15 protein-coding genes and 1 tRNA gene are annotated in these 18807 nt (G+C 61.3%); 7 read left to right on the plus strand and 9 right to left on the minus strand.

Annotated features, from left to right (window positions below; all coding sequences use genetic code 11):
• Nucleotides 1-40 precede the first annotated feature (40 nt).
• Nucleotides 41-117 (plus strand) — tRNA-Met (locus DTI93_RS08830).
• 376 nt (nucleotides 118-493) lie between these two features.
• On the opposite strand, the gene DTI93_RS08835 is transcribed toward DTI93_RS08830, so the two are convergent.
• The 8 genes from DTI93_RS08835 to DTI93_RS08870 form a co-directional block, all read right to left on the minus strand.
• On the minus strand, nucleotides 494-916 hold the full coding sequence (locus tag DTI93_RS08835) for an organic hydroperoxide resistance protein (RefSeq protein ID WP_043559686.1): 423 nt from the start codon (nucleotides 914-916) through the stop codon (nucleotides 494-496).
• Between the two features lie 177 nt (nucleotides 917-1093).
• Nucleotides 1094-3286, minus strand: coding sequence for a glucans biosynthesis glucosyltransferase MdoH (mdoH, locus tag DTI93_RS08840; RefSeq protein WP_052349015.1), 2193 nt, complete (start codon nucleotides 3284-3286; stop codon nucleotides 1094-1096).
• Nucleotides 3262-4797 (minus strand): glucan biosynthesis protein, encoded by a 1536-nt coding sequence (locus DTI93_RS08845; protein ID WP_081562586.1) that lies wholly within the window; start codon nucleotides 4795-4797, stop codon nucleotides 3262-3264. The genes mdoH and DTI93_RS08845 overlap by 25 nt, the downstream gene beginning before the upstream one ends.
• Nucleotides 4798-4919: 122 nt before the next feature.
• On the minus strand, nucleotides 4920-5609 hold the full coding sequence (gene bioD, locus DTI93_RS08850) for a dethiobiotin synthase (RefSeq protein WP_249080527.1): 690 nt from the start codon (nucleotides 5607-5609) through the stop codon (nucleotides 4920-4922).
• Nucleotides 5610-5614: 5 nt separating this feature from the next.
• Nucleotides 5615-6394, minus strand: a complete 780-nt coding sequence (locus DTI93_RS08855) for a methyltransferase (protein ID WP_249080529.1) — start codon at nucleotides 6392-6394, stop codon at nucleotides 5615-5617.
• Nucleotides 6391-7029: an alpha/beta fold hydrolase gene (locus DTI93_RS08860; RefSeq protein ID WP_249080532.1), complete on the minus strand. Its 639-nt coding sequence runs from the start codon at nucleotides 7027-7029 to the stop codon at nucleotides 6391-6393. Before DTI93_RS08860 ends, DTI93_RS08855 begins: the two co-directional genes overlap by 4 nt.
• On the minus strand, nucleotides 7026-8210 hold the full coding sequence (locus DTI93_RS08865) for an 8-amino-7-oxononanoate synthase (RefSeq protein WP_249080543.1): 1185 nt from the start codon (nucleotides 8208-8210) through the stop codon (nucleotides 7026-7028). Before DTI93_RS08865 ends, DTI93_RS08860 begins: the two co-directional genes overlap by 4 nt.
• Nucleotides 8207-9463 carry an adenosylmethionine--8-amino-7-oxononanoate transaminase gene (locus tag DTI93_RS08870; protein ID WP_086442223.1) on the minus strand — a complete coding sequence of 419 codons (1257 nt, stop codon included), beginning with the start codon at nucleotides 9461-9463 and terminating at the stop codon, nucleotides 8207-8209. Before DTI93_RS08870 ends, DTI93_RS08865 begins: the two co-directional genes overlap by 4 nt.
• A gap of 242 nt (nucleotides 9464-9705) precedes the next feature.
• On the opposite strand from DTI93_RS08870, the gene DTI93_RS08875 reads away from it, so the two are divergent.
• The 3 genes from DTI93_RS08875 to DTI93_RS08885 all read left to right on the plus strand — a co-directional run bounded on the left by DTI93_RS08875 (nucleotide 9706) and on the right by DTI93_RS08885 (nucleotide 11402).
• Nucleotides 9706-10227, plus strand: coding sequence for a hypothetical protein (locus DTI93_RS08875; RefSeq protein ID WP_043559746.1), 522 nt, complete (start codon nucleotides 9706-9708; stop codon nucleotides 10225-10227).
• Nucleotides 10228-10255: 28 nt separating this feature from the next.
• Nucleotides 10256-10777: a DUF5384 family protein gene (locus DTI93_RS08880; protein WP_152332660.1), complete on the plus strand. Its 522-nt coding sequence runs from the start codon at nucleotides 10256-10258 to the stop codon at nucleotides 10775-10777.
• A 73-nt stretch (nucleotides 10778-10850) separates the two neighbouring features.
• On the plus strand, nucleotides 10851-11402 hold the full coding sequence (locus tag DTI93_RS08885) for an invasion associated locus B family protein (RefSeq protein ID WP_166651599.1): 552 nt from the start codon (nucleotides 10851-10853) through the stop codon (nucleotides 11400-11402).
• Between the two features lie 35 nt (nucleotides 11403-11437).
• On the opposite strand, the gene DTI93_RS08890 is transcribed toward DTI93_RS08885, so the two are convergent.
• Entirely contained in the window at nucleotides 11438-12922 is a 1485-nt protein-coding gene (locus tag DTI93_RS08890) for a YdiU family protein (protein ID WP_103765332.1), read from the minus strand.
• 393 nt (nucleotides 12923-13315) lie between these two features.
• On the opposite strand from DTI93_RS08890, the gene DTI93_RS08895 reads away from it, so the two are divergent.
• Genes DTI93_RS08895 through DTI93_RS08905 form a run of 3 tightly spaced genes read left to right on the plus strand, consistent with a single transcriptional unit; the run spans nucleotide 13316 to nucleotide 18805 of the window.
• Nucleotides 13316-15466, plus strand: coding sequence for a peptidase domain-containing ABC transporter (locus tag DTI93_RS08895; protein ID WP_154981322.1), 2151 nt, complete (start codon nucleotides 13316-13318; stop codon nucleotides 15464-15466).
• The gene (locus DTI93_RS08900) at nucleotides 15463-16953 is read left to right on the plus strand and encodes an HlyD family type I secretion periplasmic adaptor subunit (RefSeq protein WP_086431839.1); all 1491 of its coding nucleotides are present in this window, start codon (nucleotides 15463-15465) and stop codon (nucleotides 16951-16953) included. The genes DTI93_RS08895 and DTI93_RS08900 overlap by 4 nt, the downstream gene beginning before the upstream one ends.
• Before the next feature lie 22 nt (nucleotides 16954-16975).
• Entirely contained in the window at nucleotides 16976-18805 is a 1830-nt protein-coding gene (locus DTI93_RS08905; RefSeq protein WP_249080545.1) for a tetratricopeptide repeat protein, read from the plus strand.
• Nucleotides 18806-18807 lie beyond the last annotated feature (2 nt).

Genomic DNA, 18807 nt, shown 5'->3' on the forward strand with positions numbered 1-18807 from the left:
GTCCCCTCGCTCACCCACCCCCATAAAAACCACCCACCAACGCGGGGTGGAGCAGCCCGGTAGCTCGTCAGGCTCATAACCTGAAGGTCGTAGGTTCAAATCCTACCCCCGCATCCATACCCACGAACACTCCCAAACAAGTTGATACGGAACCATCGGCATATTGCTTGTTAACAGTAGAGCTATATTGTGGGGAAGCGTGCCTGCAGAGCTCTACAAATGGGCTCATGAATGGTTTGGGTGGATTGTTCGGGCAATTTTCTGCCCAGCAAGCGCTCTCAATGCCTGACCCGGGATGTTGGCCAGGAAGGTGATATCCCAGATTACGTTTGGATTTGGGTTCTGGGTTACCTTACTGGCAGCAGTGGCGCTTGTCATTACGACATTCAAGAAGAGACCTTCATGATGTCAGCGTGGCTATTGCTACACTACAATGAAGCAATCTCTTAAGACAGAAGGGCAGGGCGCTGGGTCAGCGCCCTGTTCCAACTAATCAGACCAGCGTAACGACTGTCTTGATATTTCCCTTCGTAGCATTGGCGTAGGGGCAGACGAACTCCGTCTTCTTCACCAGCTCAGCGGCTTTCGTCCGGTCCATACCCGGCAGGGACACCTCAATGGCAACTTCCAGCCCGAAACCGCCGTCAGAGCGGGGACCGATGCCGACTGTAGCCTGAACATGCGTGTCCGCAGGAATTTCGATCTTCTCTTCACCAGCAACAAATTTCATGGCACCGAGGAAACAGGCGGAATAACCAGCAGCAAAAAGCTGCTCCGGGTTATTGCCCTTGCCATTGCCACCCATTTCTTTGGGAACACCAAGGTCAACACGGAAGCTGCCGTCTGTGGTCTCTGCAAACCCATCCCGGCCACCGGTTGCGCGTGCCGTGGTTTTGTAAACAACGTTGATGGACATGAACCTACTCCCGCCCCCATGCGAAGGGCCTGTTATGGTGGTTGGTCCCAGCCGGTCCCGTGGGATACCGACTGGAAACCTCTGCCTGTAGAGATGGGCTCTGCGTCGTTATAGACAATGGGGCTGCCCCATAAAAAAATCAGGGCAGCCCCAACTCTTGTTCAAGATGTATAACCGTCAGTGGTGCTGTGGCGCATCTGTAAGGTTGGGTGTGCTGACAGGGAGGTCAGCCAGAATGGCAATGTCATGGCCACAGCTCAGGACAGCAGCCTTCTCCGCTGGTGTCAGCTGTGCCAGAGCGTCTTCCAGAGTTGCACTTTCCTGAAGCTTCAGGGAGCCAGTCAGCAGCGGCACGGAGATGGGGTCTCCTGGCTTCCGAGGGGGAGGCAGTGTCCGCAGGTGGGCATGTCTCAGGGCCGAACTGCTGCGAAGAGCGTGAAAAGCCTCCACAATTACAGGATGTGGGTGATTCCGTTCTTCATGTGCTTTCTGGATGATCGGCGGTGGCGCCGTTTCTTCAGGAATGAGAAGAAGACCAGCTTTACGCATTGCCTGACCAATCCGGCTGCTGCTGGTGAAGCCGACAAGAGGAATGGCCAGTAGCAGGCCGATCAGGACAGGCAGCATCCAGAGGAACAGGGAAAGGGACACGGACCACGCCGCAGCGCTCAGGATGAGGCCGAACAGGCTGTAGAACCAGTATTTTCGCACCGTATCAGCCCAGGGCAGGCTGCCATCGTCACGGTTCTGGGCCTTCCAGCCGGAATCACGGCCCAGCAGGATGGACAGGATGGCCGAGGTCTGGATCAGCATGGCAATCGGGGCAATGAGTGCCCCAATGAGCGTTTCCAGAAGAATGGACCAGCCAAGCCGTACCACACCACCTGCCTGTTCCCGCTCTTTGGGGTCAAGACAGATGGCAAGAAAAGCCAGAGCCTTGGGGGCCAGAAGGACGATCATGGTCTGGATGAAGACCAGCCGGGCCAGAATGGGATCCACGTGCGGCCAATGTGGGTAAAGGCTGCGCTGTGTGCTGAAATATTCTGGATGATAGAAATGTGCCTGCAAGGCAATGAGAATGCCAAAGAGCAGGAACAGCAGCCAGAGTGGTGACATGATGTAAGAACCGATGCCCACCAGCATGTGGGACCGGCTGACCCAGTGCATCCCCCTAGTGAAGAGGATACGGGCGTGCTGAAGGTTCCCCTGGCACCAGCGGCGATCCCGTACGGCAATGTCCGTCAGGGAAGGGGGGCTTTCCTCATAGGAACCACTCAGACCCGGAACCATGTGGATGGCCCAGCCGCCACGGCGCATCAGGGCTGCTTCGATGAAGTCATGGCTCAGAATATGCCCGCCAAAAGGTGGCTTGCCGGGAAGGTGTGGCAGACCGGCCTGCTCGGCAAAGGCCTGCGTGCGGATGATGGCATTATGGCCCCAGTAATTACCTTCCGAGCCATGCCACCAGGCAATCCCCTGTGCAATCAGTGGCCCATAAACACGTCCGGCAAACTGCTGCATCCGGGCAAAGAGTGTCTGTCCCCCCACGATGACAGGCAGGCTTTGAATGAGACCAACCTGCTCATGCTGTTCCATGGCGGCTGCCATGCGGACAATCAGTCCACCATCCATCAGGCTGTCTGCATCCAGGGTGAGCATGGCCGGGTAGGCCCCGCCAAAACGGGTGACCCATTCGCCGATATTCCCTGCCTTGCGGTCCGTGTTCTTGAAACGGCGGCGGTAGAACAGGTGCTTGCGGGCGTAATCCTGTTTGTGGAGGTCCAGAATGGCCTGCTCTTCCTGCACCCAGATGTCTGGATCAGTCGTGTCGGAAAGGATGAAGATGTCGAAATGGTCGCCCCGTCCCGTCTCCTGAAGGCTCTTGAGCATGGCCCGGAGATTGGTCATCACCCTCTGGGGCGGCTCATTGTAGGTGGGGAGCAGGATGGCGGTCTTGCCGGACAGTTGCGGCAGTGGGCCGGTGCGGCGGATGCCAAGCCCCAGCCCGCCATGACGCAGCATGGCCCAGAAGCCCCCGAGTGCTGAGGCGCAGGACAGGGAGATCCAGAAGCTGAGGATACTGAACAGCCCCAGCATGATGATCCCTAGCGTGCTTGTCCCCAGGGAGTTGAAGACGGCGTTGATCTTGACCACGCTGTAGCCGGTCAGGAGGAAAGCGGCCCCAAACACGGCCAGGCGCCGCAGCCAGAGCAGCGTCGGGGTCGTAGGGAGCCGCCAGAAGGCCCGGCCATGGCGGTCCGGTGCCTTGTGGAGGTCCTGCACGGGCATGGGCAGGGGAGATTCGGGAGGAAGAAAAGCAGTCTGCTGCGTGTGTTGCATCTCTCTCATGGGGTCCAGCGGTACAGCCATGTCTCGGAAACAGGCCCCTGCATGTTGGCCAGCTGGACCTGAAGCTCGCAGAGTTTCGCCTCCCCAGGGGTCAGCTGGAAGAAGGCCCGGATGCCATTGATGTCCGGATTTGGCATGAGTGTGATGGCTCCGATGCTGCCTGTCGATGTCTGGGCGACAAGGTGATAGGAAGCCGGATCGGAAAGTGTACGGAACGGCTCACCATCAAAATCCAGCACGAACTGGACCCTGTCGGGGTGATCCGTCACGGCACCGACACGGGTATCATGGATGCGGGCCAGATGGGTCGGCCATGGCGTGTCCCAGCCCCAGTACATGCGATACGTGAAGTTGTAGCTCTGCCCGGCCTTCATGGGGGACTGGGGGCGCCAGAAGGATACGATGTTGTCGTTGACTTCACTGGGAGTAGGAATCTCCACCAGATTGACACTGCCCCTGCCCCAGTTGCCGACAGGCTCCACCCATAAGGAGGGGCGCCTTTCGTAATGCAGGGCGAGGTCTTCATAATCATGGAAGGACCGTTTGCGCTGCATCAGCCCATAGCCATAGGGCCCGGCATCACTGAAGGATGAGAGCTGGAGGTCGGTCGGGTTGGTCAGCGGGCGGTAGATGTTCTGGCCAGCGCCCGTCCATATCTGGAGGGCTTCACTGTCATGGGCGGCAGGTCGCCAGTCATTCACATGCACCCGGTCATTGGCATCGAAATAATACATGCCTGTCAGTGGGGCGATGCCGCCTGCCGAGATGTCCACACGGGGGAAGAAGGTGGACTGGACATCAAAAAGGGTCGTCTCCCCGGGACGGATGGTAAAGCGGAACGCACCGGTCAGGGAGGGGCTGTCCATCAGGGCATGCAGGACGAGGGACTGGCTGCCCGTAGCCGGCTTCTCAAGCCAGAAGGCCCGGAAAACGGGGAATTCCTCACCGGTCGGTGTGCCGGTATCCTTGGCAAAGCCCCGGGCAGACAGGCCGTAATTCTGCCCTTTTGCCACGGCACGGAAATAGGAAGCCCCGAGGAAAACCGCACATTCCTCCATGACATCAGGCCGGTTGAGGGCATAGCGGATGCGCAGGCCGGAGAACCCCTCCCCGGCGCTGATGTTCAGAGAGGAATCCCGGCTGCTGAATGTGTCAGCTGTGCAGGTGATGGGGTGGGCGGCGCCATTTTCGACCTCAAAAACATCAACCTGTTGTTTGTACAGATAGCCACGGGGAAAGAACTGGACATCGAAGGCCAGATGGTCCTGTCCCCAGAGGGTTTTTTCAGGATTGAACTGGATGGACGAAAACTGGTCGAACGTCATGTGGGCCAGAGAGTCAGGCAGGTCCTTCGGTGGTGCATGGTAGCTTCTGCCGGCCAGAGCCTGGGCCAGGGAGCGCACGGTACCGTCATCAAAATGGGTCGGAGCGACGTCGACTGTCTGTGCCCGCAGGCTGCGTCCCCCTGCAAGAGCCAGTCCTGCTCCGAGGCTCATACCTGCTTTTACAAGTTCACGACGATGCAGTTTCATGATGTACTTTCAAAACCCCGCCTGTCCATACAGTCTTGTTCCCTGTCTAACCCGGGATCAAAGGGTGAGGGAATGGTAATTTCAGGGCAGATTACATTAAAAAAATGTAGTCTCAATGCTGATTAAAGGGGACTGTTCAGGTTCCATATTTCCTCCCAGGACGGAAACTGGCCCGTTATCCTGTTGATATCATGGGGCTCTGGTGTGCCGGGAATTGCGGGAAGGTGATGGAGAGACCGGGTCCGTCCCAGCCGTTCCAGCATCTGGCTGTTCTGGGGAGAGGCTGGCCCGTTGGTGATGAAGCCGAGGACAGGAATATCACGTCGATACAGGGCTTCCAGGCTGAGCAGCGTGTGGTTGAGCGTCCCCAGCCCGCTGCGTGTGACCAGAATGACGGGCAGGCCCAGTCGGGCAATGAGGTCGATCATCAGCATGGTATCTGTCAGGGGGACCATGAGGCCACCAGCTCCTTCCACGATCAGCGGAGCCTGCGGGACAGCGGGCAGGGTGAGCTGGTCAGGGTCCAGCGTCACACCTTCCAGCAGGCCGGCCGCAGCCGGTGCCAGGGGGGCCTGAAAGGCATGGGCCGGGGGCAGGAAATGCCTGTCCGGCAGGCCGGTCAGACGCTGGACGGTGGGTGTATCCCCTTCTTCTTCAGCCAGACCGGTCTGGAACGGCTTCCAGTATGTGCCCTGCCACGCTTTCGTCAGGATGGCACTGGTGAGCGTCTTGCCAACGCCGGTATCCGTCCCGGTGACGAAAACGCCTTGCGGAGCCGCCTGTGGCAGAGGAGAGGGGGGGGAGAGGAGCATGGTGGTCAGTGTCCTTTCTGGAAGGCGCCGAAGGCGGCCTGATAGGTCACATGGTCGAAATGGCTGTCAAAATGGCGCATGGCCCTGCGCAGGCCCAGGGTCGGCTGATGCCCGTTTTTCGGCAGGGACGCCCCGATCATGCGCAGCCCCTTCAGGAAGTGCCGGGCCGAGGGGCTGGGGTCGTGGAGCGGGCAGGCGTCCCATTGGCCATGCCCTCCCGGTGGCCAGTCCTGCTGAAGCTGCGTGAGGGTGGGATAGTCCGGCACGCCACAGGGAATGGCGGCGGCCTCACAGCTTTCCTGCCATTCATGCAGGCTGCCCGCCAGCAGGGTGCTGACCATCAGTCGGCCGCCGGGCCGCAGGAGAGCCACAAGGTTACGGAAGGCCCCGGCCCGGTTCTCGAACCATTGCAGGCAGAGGCTGGAGGTGATGAGGTCGAACCCTCCACCTGTTTCATCCTGTGGCTGGGGGTGTTCCCCATCCATGACATAAAGATGCACGGTTGCGGGCAGAGGAGCCAGAGTCCGGCGGACCCTGTCCAGCATGGCAGGGGCCAGGTCGGTCAGGTGAAGGTCCGCCTGCGGGAAAGCGGTCACCAGCTCACGGCTCAGCAGGCCGGTTCCGCAGCCGAATTCCAGAATCCGGCGGGGCGGGTGCAGGAGATGGCTCTGGCGGATGCGCCCGGCCAGCATCCGGGCGCATTGTTTCTGGATGAAGGCCGCCTGTTCATAATCGTGGGCGGCATCAAAGCGGGCGGCAATGTCGGTCTTGCGGTGGGATGTCATGCCAGAGGAGTGTCCCTGATGATGCGCCTGAGAAGGATGGCGCAGTCCTGCGGGTGCGTGAGGGGCAGAAGATGCCCGCCGGGCAGGCTGATGCCATTGGCTGCGGGGCCCAGCCCGTTTCTGGCAGGAGAGAGCGGGTCATCCGGGCTGTGCAGGCTGTGGAGACGCCCTTCCCAGCGGGGCAGGAGGGGGCGGTGGTCCATCCCGGCCAGTGCGGCAAGACCGGTTTCCAGGGCTTCATGGTCCAGCGTGGTGGGGAGAACGGGATCGGTCTCTCCACACATCTGGCGGAACTGGTGCAGGACATCCCGTGGCTGACGGTCCAGCTGCCGGATCATGCGGTGAAGGATGCGTTCCGGCACACCGTCCGGGAAATCCCCGTCTCTGGTGAAGCGGGCAAAGCCGTTGATGCTGATGAGGCCAAGGCAGTGCGGTGCTTCCAGGGGCAGCAGGGAACAGGCCCCGGCGGAATGGCCCACGGCCCAGAAGGGAGTTTCCGGCAGGTCTGGCCGTGTCGCCGCTCCGAAATAGCCCGCATCAGCACAGACATGCCGGAATTCCGGCAGATGCTGCCGCAGTGGTGTCCAGAAGCTGGCATCATAGCCCCAGCCATGCAGGAAATGGAGCGTCATCATCGGGGCGTCACACTCCGCAGGCTGTCCAGCAGGGCGTTGCCGAGCTGGTCTATGGTGGTGGCGGAAAGGCGGCTTTCCAGAGCGATCCGCAGGCGGGCCGTGCCGGGCGGGACGGTGGGCGGACGAATGGCAATGCTGAGGAATCCTTTTTCCTCCAGAGAGCGGGCGACATGCAGGGCCGTTTCACTGTCTCCGATCATGACCGGAATGATCTGTGTGCTGGAGGGGCCTGTCTTCCACCCTGCATCATTCAGTCGCTGGCGCAGACGGCTGGCCTGATGCTGGAGATGCAGGCGTTCAGCCTCCAGTGAAGGGACGATCTCAAGGGCGGCATCCAGTGCCCCGATGCAGGCAGGGGGCAGGGCCGTGCTGTAAATGAAGCCGGAGGCCTGATTGACCAGATAGTCGCAGAGGGCCCGACTTCCCGTCACGAAGGCTCCCATTCCACCCAGGGCCTTGCTGGCCGTGCTCATGGTGATGTCCGCCAGCCCGCTGGACAGGCCGCACCCACCCGGCCCCAGAACGGCGGTGGCATGGGCTTCATCAACGTAAAGGAAGGCCCCGTGACGGTCTGCCAGTGCCCGCAGGGCGGGGATGTCGGCCCGGTCTCCATCCATGGAGAAGACAGTCTCGGTGATGACGAATTTCAGGCCCTTCTGGTCGGCATGGCGGTCCAGCAGGGTTTCCAGATGGGCAAGATCGTTATGATGGAAGCGCACCTGCCGCAGCCCGGCCGCCAGACAGCCATGATGCAGGCTGGCATGGTTCAGGCGGTCCATGAAGAGGATGGCCGGATGGCCCGTCTGCTGGCGGGACAGGTGGTTGAGGGCGGGGAGCAGGGACGCATTGGCCTGCCATCCGCTGGCGAACAGCAGGGCCGCCTCGCTTTTCTTGAAGCGGGCCAGTTTTTCTTCCAGCTGCGTGTGCAGGGGCAGGGTACCGCTGACAAGGCGGGAGGCCCGTGCGCCCGTGCCGTACCGTTCCGCCCAGTCTGCCGCCCTCTGGCGCAGCAGGGGATGGTCCGCAAGGCCGAGATAGTCGTTGGAGGTGACATCAACCAGCTTCCGGCCCTGACGGAGCAGAGAGCCGCCCTGCCGTTCCACGGGGACAAGATGGCGGCGGGTATGCTGGCGGTCCCGCTCATGCAGGGCTGCCTGAAGGGCGGACTGGAGGGTGTTCATCCCAGATGGTCCTTCAGGACATGATGGATGCTGCCGGTCAGTCTGCTCAGCTCATCGGGCGTGATGGTGAAGGCGGGCGTGAGATAGACGATGCGCCGGAAGGGACGGACCCAGACGCCCTTTTCGATGAAGGCCCGCTTGAGGGCCTCCGGGTCATCCAGCGTTTCCAGCTCCACGACACCGATGGCACCCAGAACACGGACATCCCTGACGCCGGGCAGGGAGCGGCAGGGTTCCAGCTCTGCTGCCATCTGGGCACTGATGGACTGGACCTGTTCCAGCCGTGGCTCCTGATCGAACAGGTCCAGCGAGGCATTGGCCACGGCACAGGCCAGTGGATTGGCCATGAAGGTCGGGCCATGCATGAGGGCATGGAGCGGATCATCCGAGAGGAAGGCCTCGAACACGTGTTTCCGGGCAATGGTGGCGGCGAGGGGCATGGTGCCGCCTGTCAGGGCCTTGGACAGGGTGATGATGTCCGGCGTGATCCCGGCCTGTTCGCAGGCGAAAAATGTCCCCGTCCGGCCGAACCCGGTGAAGATTTCATCAATGATGAGCAGGATGCCGTGGTCATCGCAGAGACGGCGGAGATGACGGAGGGTTTCCGGCCCGTGGAAGAGCATCCCGCCTGCCCCCTGCACGAGGGGTTCGGTGATGATGGCGGCGATCTCGTGGCTCCGCTCGGAGAGAAGGGTTTCCAGTGCCGCCAGCGTCCCGGGCGTGGTGGGGAGGTCGGCAATGATCTGCGGTGTCAGGGCCTCTCCGAACAGGCGGTGCATCCCTTCTTCCGGGTCGCAGACGGCCATCATGGCCAGCGTGTCCCCATGATACCCGCCCCGGAAGGAGAGGAGCCTGTGCCGCCCTTCCCGCCCCTGGTTGAGCTGGTACTGGATGGCCATCTTGGCTGCCACCTCCATCGCCACGGACCCTGAATCGGTGAAGAAGACCCGCTCCAGATCGCCGGGCAGCCGGTCTGACAGACGCCGGGCCAGTGTCATGGCGGGCTGGTGGACCATCCCGCCGAACATGACATGCGGCATCGTTTCTGCCTGCCGGACGAGGGCCTGCCGGATATGGGGATGGTTGTAGCCGTGGCAGGCCGTCCACCATGAGGCGATGCCATCAACAAGCGTCCGTCCATCCGCAAGGGTGATGGTGCTGCCGGAGGTGGCGGCAGCCTCCACCGGCATGGGGGCGGTCTGCATCTGGCTGTAGGGCAGCCAGAGATGGGGGAGGGTGCTGGCAGTGGTCATGGGGCTGGGTCCGTCTGACAGTCAGGGAAACATGAACTGGTTCACTATCGGACCGGTGATGTCCCGTAAAGGTGGAAGAATTTTGCACGAATCCGGCTTGACGATGGGGTTCCTGTTTCTGGAAAAAGGGATGGTTGGCCTTCCCGGGTGGTGCTGCCTGGAGGGATGTTCCTGTAATGGAAGGCTTTTTTCATGGCCCTGTCTGTATTCTGTGGTGGGCTGTTCTGGAGAGTGGAGAGACCATGTTGAAAACCCGTGGCCTGATGGCTGTCATGATCGTACCTTTTCTGGCTCTGGGTGCCTGTGTGACGCCGGGACAGGAGTCACGGCCGGATGTCTATGACCAGTCCCAGGTCAATACCGTGCAGCGGGGCCGTGCCGTGCAGATCATTTCCGTGTCTGCTGCCCGTGTGAACGTGGACAATTCCCGTAACCGCGATACGGCGAAGATTGTCGGTGGCATTCTGGGGGCAGCTCTTGGCAGTGGTCTGGCCGTTGGTGCTGGTCATGCTGGCTGGGGCGGTGGTCTGGCTGCTGGTGCCGGTGGTGCCCTGGGGGGATCCCTTGTGGGTGGGCAGGCTGTGGGTGGTCATACGCTTGTTGATGGTGTGACGATTGCTTACCAGGACCGGGCTGGCGGGGATGTCCTGCTCTCCACACAGGTGGGCCGGACTTGCGAATACCGGCCCGGTACGGCACTGCTGGTGTCAACGGGTGAGAATGGGACCCGTGTCCAGCCCAATGCGGCCTGCCCGAAGCGTTGAGGCAGAGTCTTTCCCGGAGGAGGATGGAATGATGCGTTCAGGTGGATGGAATCGTATGTTGCTGGCTCTGGTTCTGGCAGCTCCCTGGGAGATGGGGGGTGCCGCCCTTGCACAGGCGACAGACCCTGCCCAGCTCGAGACACTTGGGCGCATCCAGGACAGTCAGGACCAGCGCCGTCTGGCGTTGGAGGCCGCCCAGCAGCAGGCTGCCCGGGCGACGCAGCAGAGGCAGGAAAGGTTGCGGCGGCAGGCAGCGGACAGTGCCGCCCGCATTGCGGCTGCCCGCAATTCCCGCAGTGATGCGGAATGGCAGGATGACCGGCGTTACAAGGAGGCCAGCCGTGAGCTTGAGCTGAAGGAAGAGCAGCTCAAGTTGAAGATGCTGGAGACCAGGGCCAGCCGGGAGGATGACGTCATCAAGGCCGATCTCGCCCGGAAACAGGCCGAGACGGACCGTGTGATCCAGACCTCGCAGGGCGATGCCAAACTGAAGGCGGATGTGGGCACGGCCGCCCGGATGGCGCAGCGGCATTGGTGGGAAAGCAACTGACAGGCTGGTGACCAGCAGGGTCCTATGGTCTATAAGGCCGGACGACTGAAATGGCTCGGGACGGAAAAAGACCATGGCAAAAGGTGGTGTGGCGGTGCGACTGTTGGGGGGGCTCTGGGGCTGTGTGCTTCTGTCGGGGGTGTCCGCCTATGCGGCGTCCAGCCTGCCCAACGGGGCCAGCTCCCTGCGGGAGCGTTATCAGGACTGGGATGTGGCCTGCCTGGCACCTGATGATGGGGCAGGGGGGGATGGTCATGTTCAGTGCGCCATGCAGCAGCAGGCGCTGGAGCCCCGGTCCCACAGGCGGGTCATGAGCATCCGTCTTGAGACTGACGGAACGCAGGTGCGTGGTGTGGCTACGGTGCCCTTCGGGCTGGACCTGGTTCGTGGCCTGACACTGACCAACGCCTCCCAGCCTGTAGGGGATGTCTATTCCTTTTCCACCTGCCTGCCGACAGGGTGCCTTGTTCCCCTGAGCTTTGATGACCAGCAATGGGCCAGCCTGCTGAAAGAGCCGAAGGCCGTTTTCACGGCCATGACGTTTTCCGGCAAGCCGATGAAGCTCTTTTTCTCGACGAAAGGGCTGGATCAGGCCCTTCAGCGTGTCCGCAGCCTGACGCAGTGAAAAGAGCTTTCCCCGCCTGACAGTGGCGGGGAGTGTCATGTCCCGCAGAATGTGTGGTGGACTTCCTCCTCTGGCCGGGGGGCAGCATCCAGCCCGTCATCGGCCTCGGCAAAAGGGGTCTTCAGGGCTTCATGAAGTTTGTGGAACAGCCGGTAATCGCCCGTCATGGCCTGTGACAGTGCCGCTTCAACCTGATGGTTGCGGGGGATGATGCGGGGGTTCGTGCCCTGCATGGTTTTCTGGCGGAGTTCTGGCGGGCGCGTTTCCAGCGTCAGGCGATGAAGGATTTCTGTCCGGCACAGGTCGAAATGGCCCCTGTTGCCGGGGAACAGGTCCCGCAGGGCTGAATAATCCCCGTCGATGGCGACTTCCGGGGAGCCCATCATGCGGAAGGTGTTCGTAAAATCGGCCTGCCCGGTATGCATGGTTTCCAGAACATGCTCCAGCAGGCGGATGTCATGGTCATCCCGTGTTTCCAGTCCCAGCTTGCGCCGGAAACCTGCCAGCCAGTGATGGTGGAACAGCCCATCATAATCATGCAGGGCTTCCTGCGCCTGGTCGATGGCCCTGTCCTCATCGTCATCAAAGAGTGGAAACAGACATTCTGCCAGACGGCTGAGATTCCACAGGGCCAGGGCGGGCTGCCGGCCATAGGCATAGCGGCCATCCCTGTCGATGAAGCTGAAGCGTTTCATGGGGTCGAACCGGTCCATGAAGGCGCAGGGGCCATAATCCAGCGTTTCCCCGGAGAGGGCGCAGTTGTCAGTGTTCATGACACCGTGGATGAAGCCGACCTCCATCCATCGTGCCACAAGCTGGGCCTGCTGTTTTATGGTGGTTTTCAGCAGCGCCAGATAACGGCCCGGCCCTTCCGCAGCGAGGTCGGGGAACAGGCGCTGGATGGTGAAATCCGCCAGCTGGCGGACATGCTCCAGCCCGCCATGCGCCGCAGCATATTGAAAACTGCCGACCCGGACATGGCTGCGGGCCACCCGTACGATCTGGGCACCGGGTACGGGGCCCTCGCTCCGGTCTACCATGTCACCGGTCGTCAATACGGCCAGTGCTCTTGTGGTAGGAATCCCGAGAGCATGCATGGCTTCACTCACCAGATATTCCCGCAAGGCGGGCCCCAGCGTGTTCTGGCCATCACCGCTGCGGGAGAAGGGCGTCGGGCCTGTTCCTTTTATCTGGAGCTCCACCAGACAGCCATCTTCCATCTGGCAGTCGGCAATGAGGGCGGCCCGGCCATCACCCAGAGAGGGAACGAACTGGCCGAACTGGTGTCCGGCATAGGCCATCGCCACAGGCCCTGGTGACGTGTCATCCCGGCCTGGCAGCAGCCCGCGGGAGAGAAAGGCCAGCCCTTCGGCAGAGTGCAGCCAGTCCACATCAAGGCCGAGCTGTTGTGCCAGGTCCGTATTCAGGGCAACGAGGCGGGGGGCTGTGGCAACAGGCAGGGTGAGGGGGCGGTAAAAGAAATCCGGCAGGGATGCCGCCTGGTGCGGAGGTGTCAGCATGGAGGGGCCTTCTGCTGTTGGGCAAGAGGGAGGCCATGGTGGCCCCGTTCAGTGCCTTCCAGATGGGGAGCTGGCTGGGAGAATGGAAGGGGAGAGAGGGAGGCACCACAAGATGAGCAAAAAGTAACAGCAAATCATATTGTGCCCTTGCTTGTGGCCTGTAACTGCCTATAGATTTCCGTCTGGCATGATGTGAGTGGGGTATCAGGCAGCAGAACGCCTGATGCGGGTGAAGAGACAAGGTAAGGATATTCTGTGGAGAACCAGCCTCCAACTGGCGAACAGTCTTCCGGGCAGGAAGCTGGAGGCCACAAGTCCAATACCCATGGGCCAGACCATGGCAATGCTAGGCCACAGCGTGTGAGCCCGGTCTATATTCGTCTGCGGGCCGTCATGGCAGCGGCGCGGTATCATGGTATCGAGCTGGATATACACGACTTTGCCGCAGAGCCTGGGGAGTCGTCTCCGTCGCCTGCAACCCTTGTCCGTTGGCTCAGGGATTTTGGGGCCGTGGCCAAGGGGATGCGCCTGCGGTGGCGGTATCTCGTAAAGCTGGGCTTCACGCCGCCTGTCGTGCTTCTGTTCAGGGATGGGTCTGCTGGCCTGCTGGTCCGTACGGACCCTGAGAAGGGTATTGTCTGGCTGCGGGACCCCCTCAAGGGCGAGGGAGAGCCACCTGTTCCGATTGATGAGCTGAGGCTGATGCAGCTCTGGACGGGTGATGTCGTCCTCATCAAGAAACGCAGCGATGAATCCGAGGCGGACGCCAATTTCGACTTCTACTGGTTCGCCAAAATGGTCATGCGGGAGAAGAAGGGCCTGCGGGACATCGTCTTCTCCTCCATGGTGCTGAGCGTTCTGGGACTGTTCCCGGCCATGATCGTCATGCAGGTGGTGGACCGGGTCATCAACTATCACTCCATGGCGACCCTGGTCTCCCTGACGGGTTTTGTCGTCATTCTAAGCCTGTACGAAGTGCTGCTGACTTACGCCCGGCAGGAATTGACACTGGTGGTCAGTACCCGGCTGGATGCCCGTATCTCCCTCCATGCCTTCAACCGCCTTCTTGCCCTGCCGCTGGAGTTCTATGAGCGCCAGCAGGCTGGTGAGGTGCTGGGGCGCTTCAATTCCATCTTCAAGGTACGTGACTTCATGACCGGGCAGGTGCTGAACACCATGCTCGACATGTTCATGCTGATGGTTGTCATGCCGGTGCTGTTCTACATGAGCTCCACCCTGGCCTGGCTGACACTCGTTGCTGCCGGGGCCATCGGTCTGATCGTGGTCATCATGCTGCCTGTGGTCAGCCGTGTGGCGGGCAAGATGGTCCGGGCGGAGATGCAGCGGGGAGCCACACTGTATGAGACCGTGGCCGGTATCCGTACCGTCAAGACCCTGGCGCTGGAAAATACCCGGCGGGCAGCGTGGGACAATCGCACGGCCGTTGTCATCCACTGGCGTCTGGCGTCCCAGCGTCTGGCCAACTGGGTCAGCACGATGGTGCAGCCGCTCAACATGTTCATCAACCGGGGGATCATCCTGGTTGGTGCCTATCTGGTGCTGACGGACGCCAACACCATGCAGGGCGGTGCGCTCATGGCCTTCATGATGCTGGGCGGCCGTGTGGCTTCGCCGCTGGTCGGTCTGGCCAAGATCATGGAGTCCCTCAATGAAGTGACCGTGTCTCTGGGGGAAGCTGGCGAGGTGCTCAATCAGCCAACGGAAACCTACGCCCTGACCCACGGCATGCGTCCGCCCATCAAGGGAGCGCTGAGCTTCAGCAACATCAATTTCACCTATCCCGGAGCTTCGACCAGGGCCTTGTCGAACGTGACGTTCGAGGTTCCTGCCGGGACCATGCTCGGCCTTGTCGGGCGTTCCGGGTCTGGTAAATCAACCATCACCCGTCTTCTTCAGGGGGTCAGCCGGGAATATCAGGGTTACCTGCGTCTTGATGGTGTCGACCTGCGTGAGATCAACCTCCATTACCTGCGGCGGTCTTTTGGTGTGGTCCTTCAGGACAACTTCCTCTTCCGGGGCACCATTCATGACAACATCACCGCCGGGCGCCCGGGTCTGACACTGGATGATGTGATCCGGGCGGCCCGTCTGGCTGGTGCGGAGGAATTCATCGAGCGTATGCCCGCTGGGTATGAGACGTGGATCGAGGAAGGATCGACCAACATTTCCGGTGGCCAGCGGCAGCGTCTGGCCATTGCCCGTGCCGTGATCTCCGACCCCAAACTCATGATTCTTGATGAGGCAACATCTGCGCTGGACCCGGAATCCGAGGCCCTCGTCAATGCCAACCTGAAGAATCTGGCCAAGGGGCGGACCATGGTGATCGTGTCGCACCGTCTGTCCTCGCTGGTGGATTGTGACCAGATTGCCGTGATGGATCAGGGGCGGGCCATTGATATTGCTCCGCATGAGGTCCTGCTGGAACGCTGCGACGTGTACCGTACCTTGTGGCTCCAGCAGAACCGGCATCTTTCGCAGGATGCACAGGCAGGTGATGGTCCGTCTTCAGGAGGGCAGGAATGATGAGCGAGAGCAGGCATACCGGGTCTGGCCCCGCACAGGAGACAGAGCAGCAGGCTGCCCCCAACATGGATGAGGACAACCACAAGGGGCCACGTAAGGCGGATGATCCGTTTGCCCCGGAGGACATGCCCATAGCCCTGCTGGAGTTCCATTCTCCTACGCTGGGGATGGTCAATCTGCCCATGACGGCCTCGGCACGCTACATCACGTGGCTTGTGGGGTCGCTGGTGCTGGCCAGCGTGGCGGCCATGGCGCTGTTCCCGCTCAACAAGGTCGTGACTGTCACGGGGCGGATCATCTCGACCGCTCCCATCGTGGTGGTACAGCCTGTGGCCCAGGGGCGTGTCAGATCGATCAATGCCCGGGTTGGCGAATATGTCCATAAAGGGCAGGTTCTGGCCCGTCTGGATCCGACACTGAGCAATGTGGACATGGAGAATCTCTCCGCCCAGATGCAGTCCCTTCAGGCGGAAGTGTCCCGGCTCAAGGCGCAGGCCTCCGATGGGGACTATCAGGCAGACATGAACGTGCCAGCCTCCATCCAGCAGGCGCAGGTCTTCATGCAGATGAAGGTGGATTATCAGTCCCACGTTGCGGATTTTGACCGTCGCATCGCCGGAATGCAGAACGACCTTCAGGCGGCCAGGGCCAGTGCGGCCATGTATGCCAGCAAGCTGAAGGTCACGCAGGCCGTGCTGGACATGCGGGAACGGGAGCAGAAAGAAGCCGTGGGGTCCCGTCTTTCCACCCTCGGGGCACAGGACGCCGTGATGGATACGGAGCGGGCGCTGATCTCTGCCCAGCAAACGGCTGGTGCTACGGAAAACCGTCTGAGCGCCCTCAGGGCCTTGCGGGAAAGCTATATCCAGTCATGGAAGACGAAGATCTATGAAATGCTTGTGGTTGGCGAGCGGCGGCTGGACCAGCTGAGGAGTGACTACCGCAAAGGGCGTGTCCAGCAGAAGGAAATCGATCTGCGGGCCCCACAGGATGGTGTCGTGCTGACCATAGCCCCCATTTCTGTCGGAGCGACGGTGGAACCCACCCTGCGGGTGATGACGCTGGAGCCGACCGACAGCGGGCTGGAGGTGGAGGCTCTCATGAGCCCGCAGGACAGCGCCTACGTACGGCAGGGCCATCATGCCATCATCAAGTTTGCCAGCTTCCCTTATGTCCAGTATGGCGGGGCGAAGGGAACGGTCAGCATCATCAGTGCCGATACGTTCCTGCCACCTGAAATGGTCGAGGGGAACATCAGGGCCGGGATTGATCCTTCTGCCATGATGAAACAGGGTGATTCTGTCATTTTCTATCGTGTCCGGCTAAGAATTGACAAATATACCCTTCATGGTCAGCCTTCTTTCTTCCATCCCAGTGCGGGTATGCCAGTGACGGCCGATATTGATGTCGGCAAGCGGACGATCCTGAAATATCTGTTCAGTCGCGTTGTACCCGCAGCAACAGAGGGTATGAGAGAGCCCTCTTAAAGGCGGAGGTTGGCTCATGGCCATGGCACGCAGGCTTGCCATTTTTGACACCAAAGCTCGCAGGCTTGCCCGGGCAACCCGGTTGCTGGAAGAGGGGAAAACGCCACAGGCTTTTTCCCTCTTCGCAAAACTTGCAAATGCGGGCGTTCCAGAGGCGGCATACAGGGTTGGGCAGTGTTATCTGTCCGGTCAGGGGACGCCTTCTTCGTTGGAGGAAGGTGCCCGCTGGACGTTTGTTGCGGCGGAGGCTGGTCTTGGCGAGGCCAGTTTTACGCTGGCCACGCTGTTCGCCATGGGTGTGCCGGACGGATTTGACCCGGCCAGGACCGTTCCCGCAGGCAGTGGCCTCTATGAGCGTTTTGATACGGATGCCATGGATGCCCACAAGCCGGATTTTGCCCGGGCCCGCATATGGGCGGAAAAAAGTGCCGCCGCCGGGCATGTCGAGGCCCAGGCCCTTTTGGGGCATATTTTCAATCATGGTCCTGATGACCTGCAGGACAGGCAGGCTGCACGTCACTGGTATGGCGAAGCTGTGCGGGGCGGGTCATTGCAGGGGGCGCTCGGGTTGGGACTCATCCTGTTGGATGAGGCCGAGGATGACAGTCAGCGGGCGCAGGCTGTGGAGCTTCTCCAGCGGGCCGCAGAGGGTGGCATCGGTCTGGCCAATGCTGCCATGGGGTGGATTTACGAGCATGGTGCCAGTGGTCAGGCCCGTGATGCCGGGAAGTCTGCCAGTCATTATCTGAAAGCCGCCGAGCAGAACATTCCGTCTGCCCAGGCCCGGTACGGGCTGATGCTCCTGAAAGGCGTTGGGGTAGAGGTCAATGTCATCCAGGGGGAAAGCTGGCTGCGCCGGGCAGCCTATGGCGGGGATGCCGAGGCAGCGGCCCTGCTGGGAGACCTGTACATCCGGGGGGAAGAACTGCTCCGGCGCCCGATGGAGGCCGCCCGCTGGTATCAGCTTGCTGCTGAACAGCATCATACCCCTGCGGCCCGTGTGCTGGCCGTGCTGTATCTGACAGGAACCGGCGTCCCACGGGATGAGAGAAAAGCGGCCCAGTGGTTCAACCATGCTGCCATGCTGGGGGACCATATGGCCGATGCAGACCTTGGCAATCTGGTGCTGGCCGGTGTGACCCGCCCGGAAGATGAACAGCGCAGCCTCCAGCAGCGTCTCAGGCAGCAGGCGGAAGGTGGAAATCTGCTTGGTGCCTTCAATCTGGGCGTCTGTCTTGCGCAGGGTGTAGGGGGCACGGCAGATGAGACGGAGGCCTTCTACTGGCTGGGTCTGGCACGGGAAGGTGTCGTCAACGCACAGTACTGGTATGGCCGTATGCTGTTTGAAGGGCGTGGCGTGGCGCAGAACAGGGAAGATGGTTTTCTCTGGATGGACAAGGCCGCCCGCCAGGGTATGCCGGAAGCCTGTGTCAGTGTGGCGCAGCTGCTCGTGACAGGGCAGGTGGGCGGAGGCCGGGACCATGCAAGGGCGCTGGAGCTGTACCAGAAAGCCGCTGAGGCCGGGTTGCCAGAGGCCTATTTCTCCCTTGGTGCCATGCATGGGGGTGGTCACGATGTGCCGGTCGATCTGGAGCGGGCCCGTGAATGTTTCGAGGAGGCCGCACAACGGGGGCATGGTCTGGCCCAGATGATGCTGGGGCGTTACCTGCTCCGGGGGCTGGGTGGGCCTGAGAATGGCGAGCAGGCCCGGTATTGGCTGGGGCAGGCTGCACGGCAGGGAATTGAACAGGCACAGACCCTGCTGGACAGTCTGGCAGACCCTTCTGCTGAGGCCTCGCAGGACCCCGCCTTGATGGACATGGCGGCAGTGGAGACCGGGATCAGCCGGTGAAG

Origin of the sequence: Parasaccharibacter sp. TMW 2.1884 (assembly GCF_023337695.1) — a bacterium.
GTDB lineage: Bacteria > Pseudomonadota > Alphaproteobacteria > Acetobacterales > Acetobacteraceae > Bombella > Bombella apis.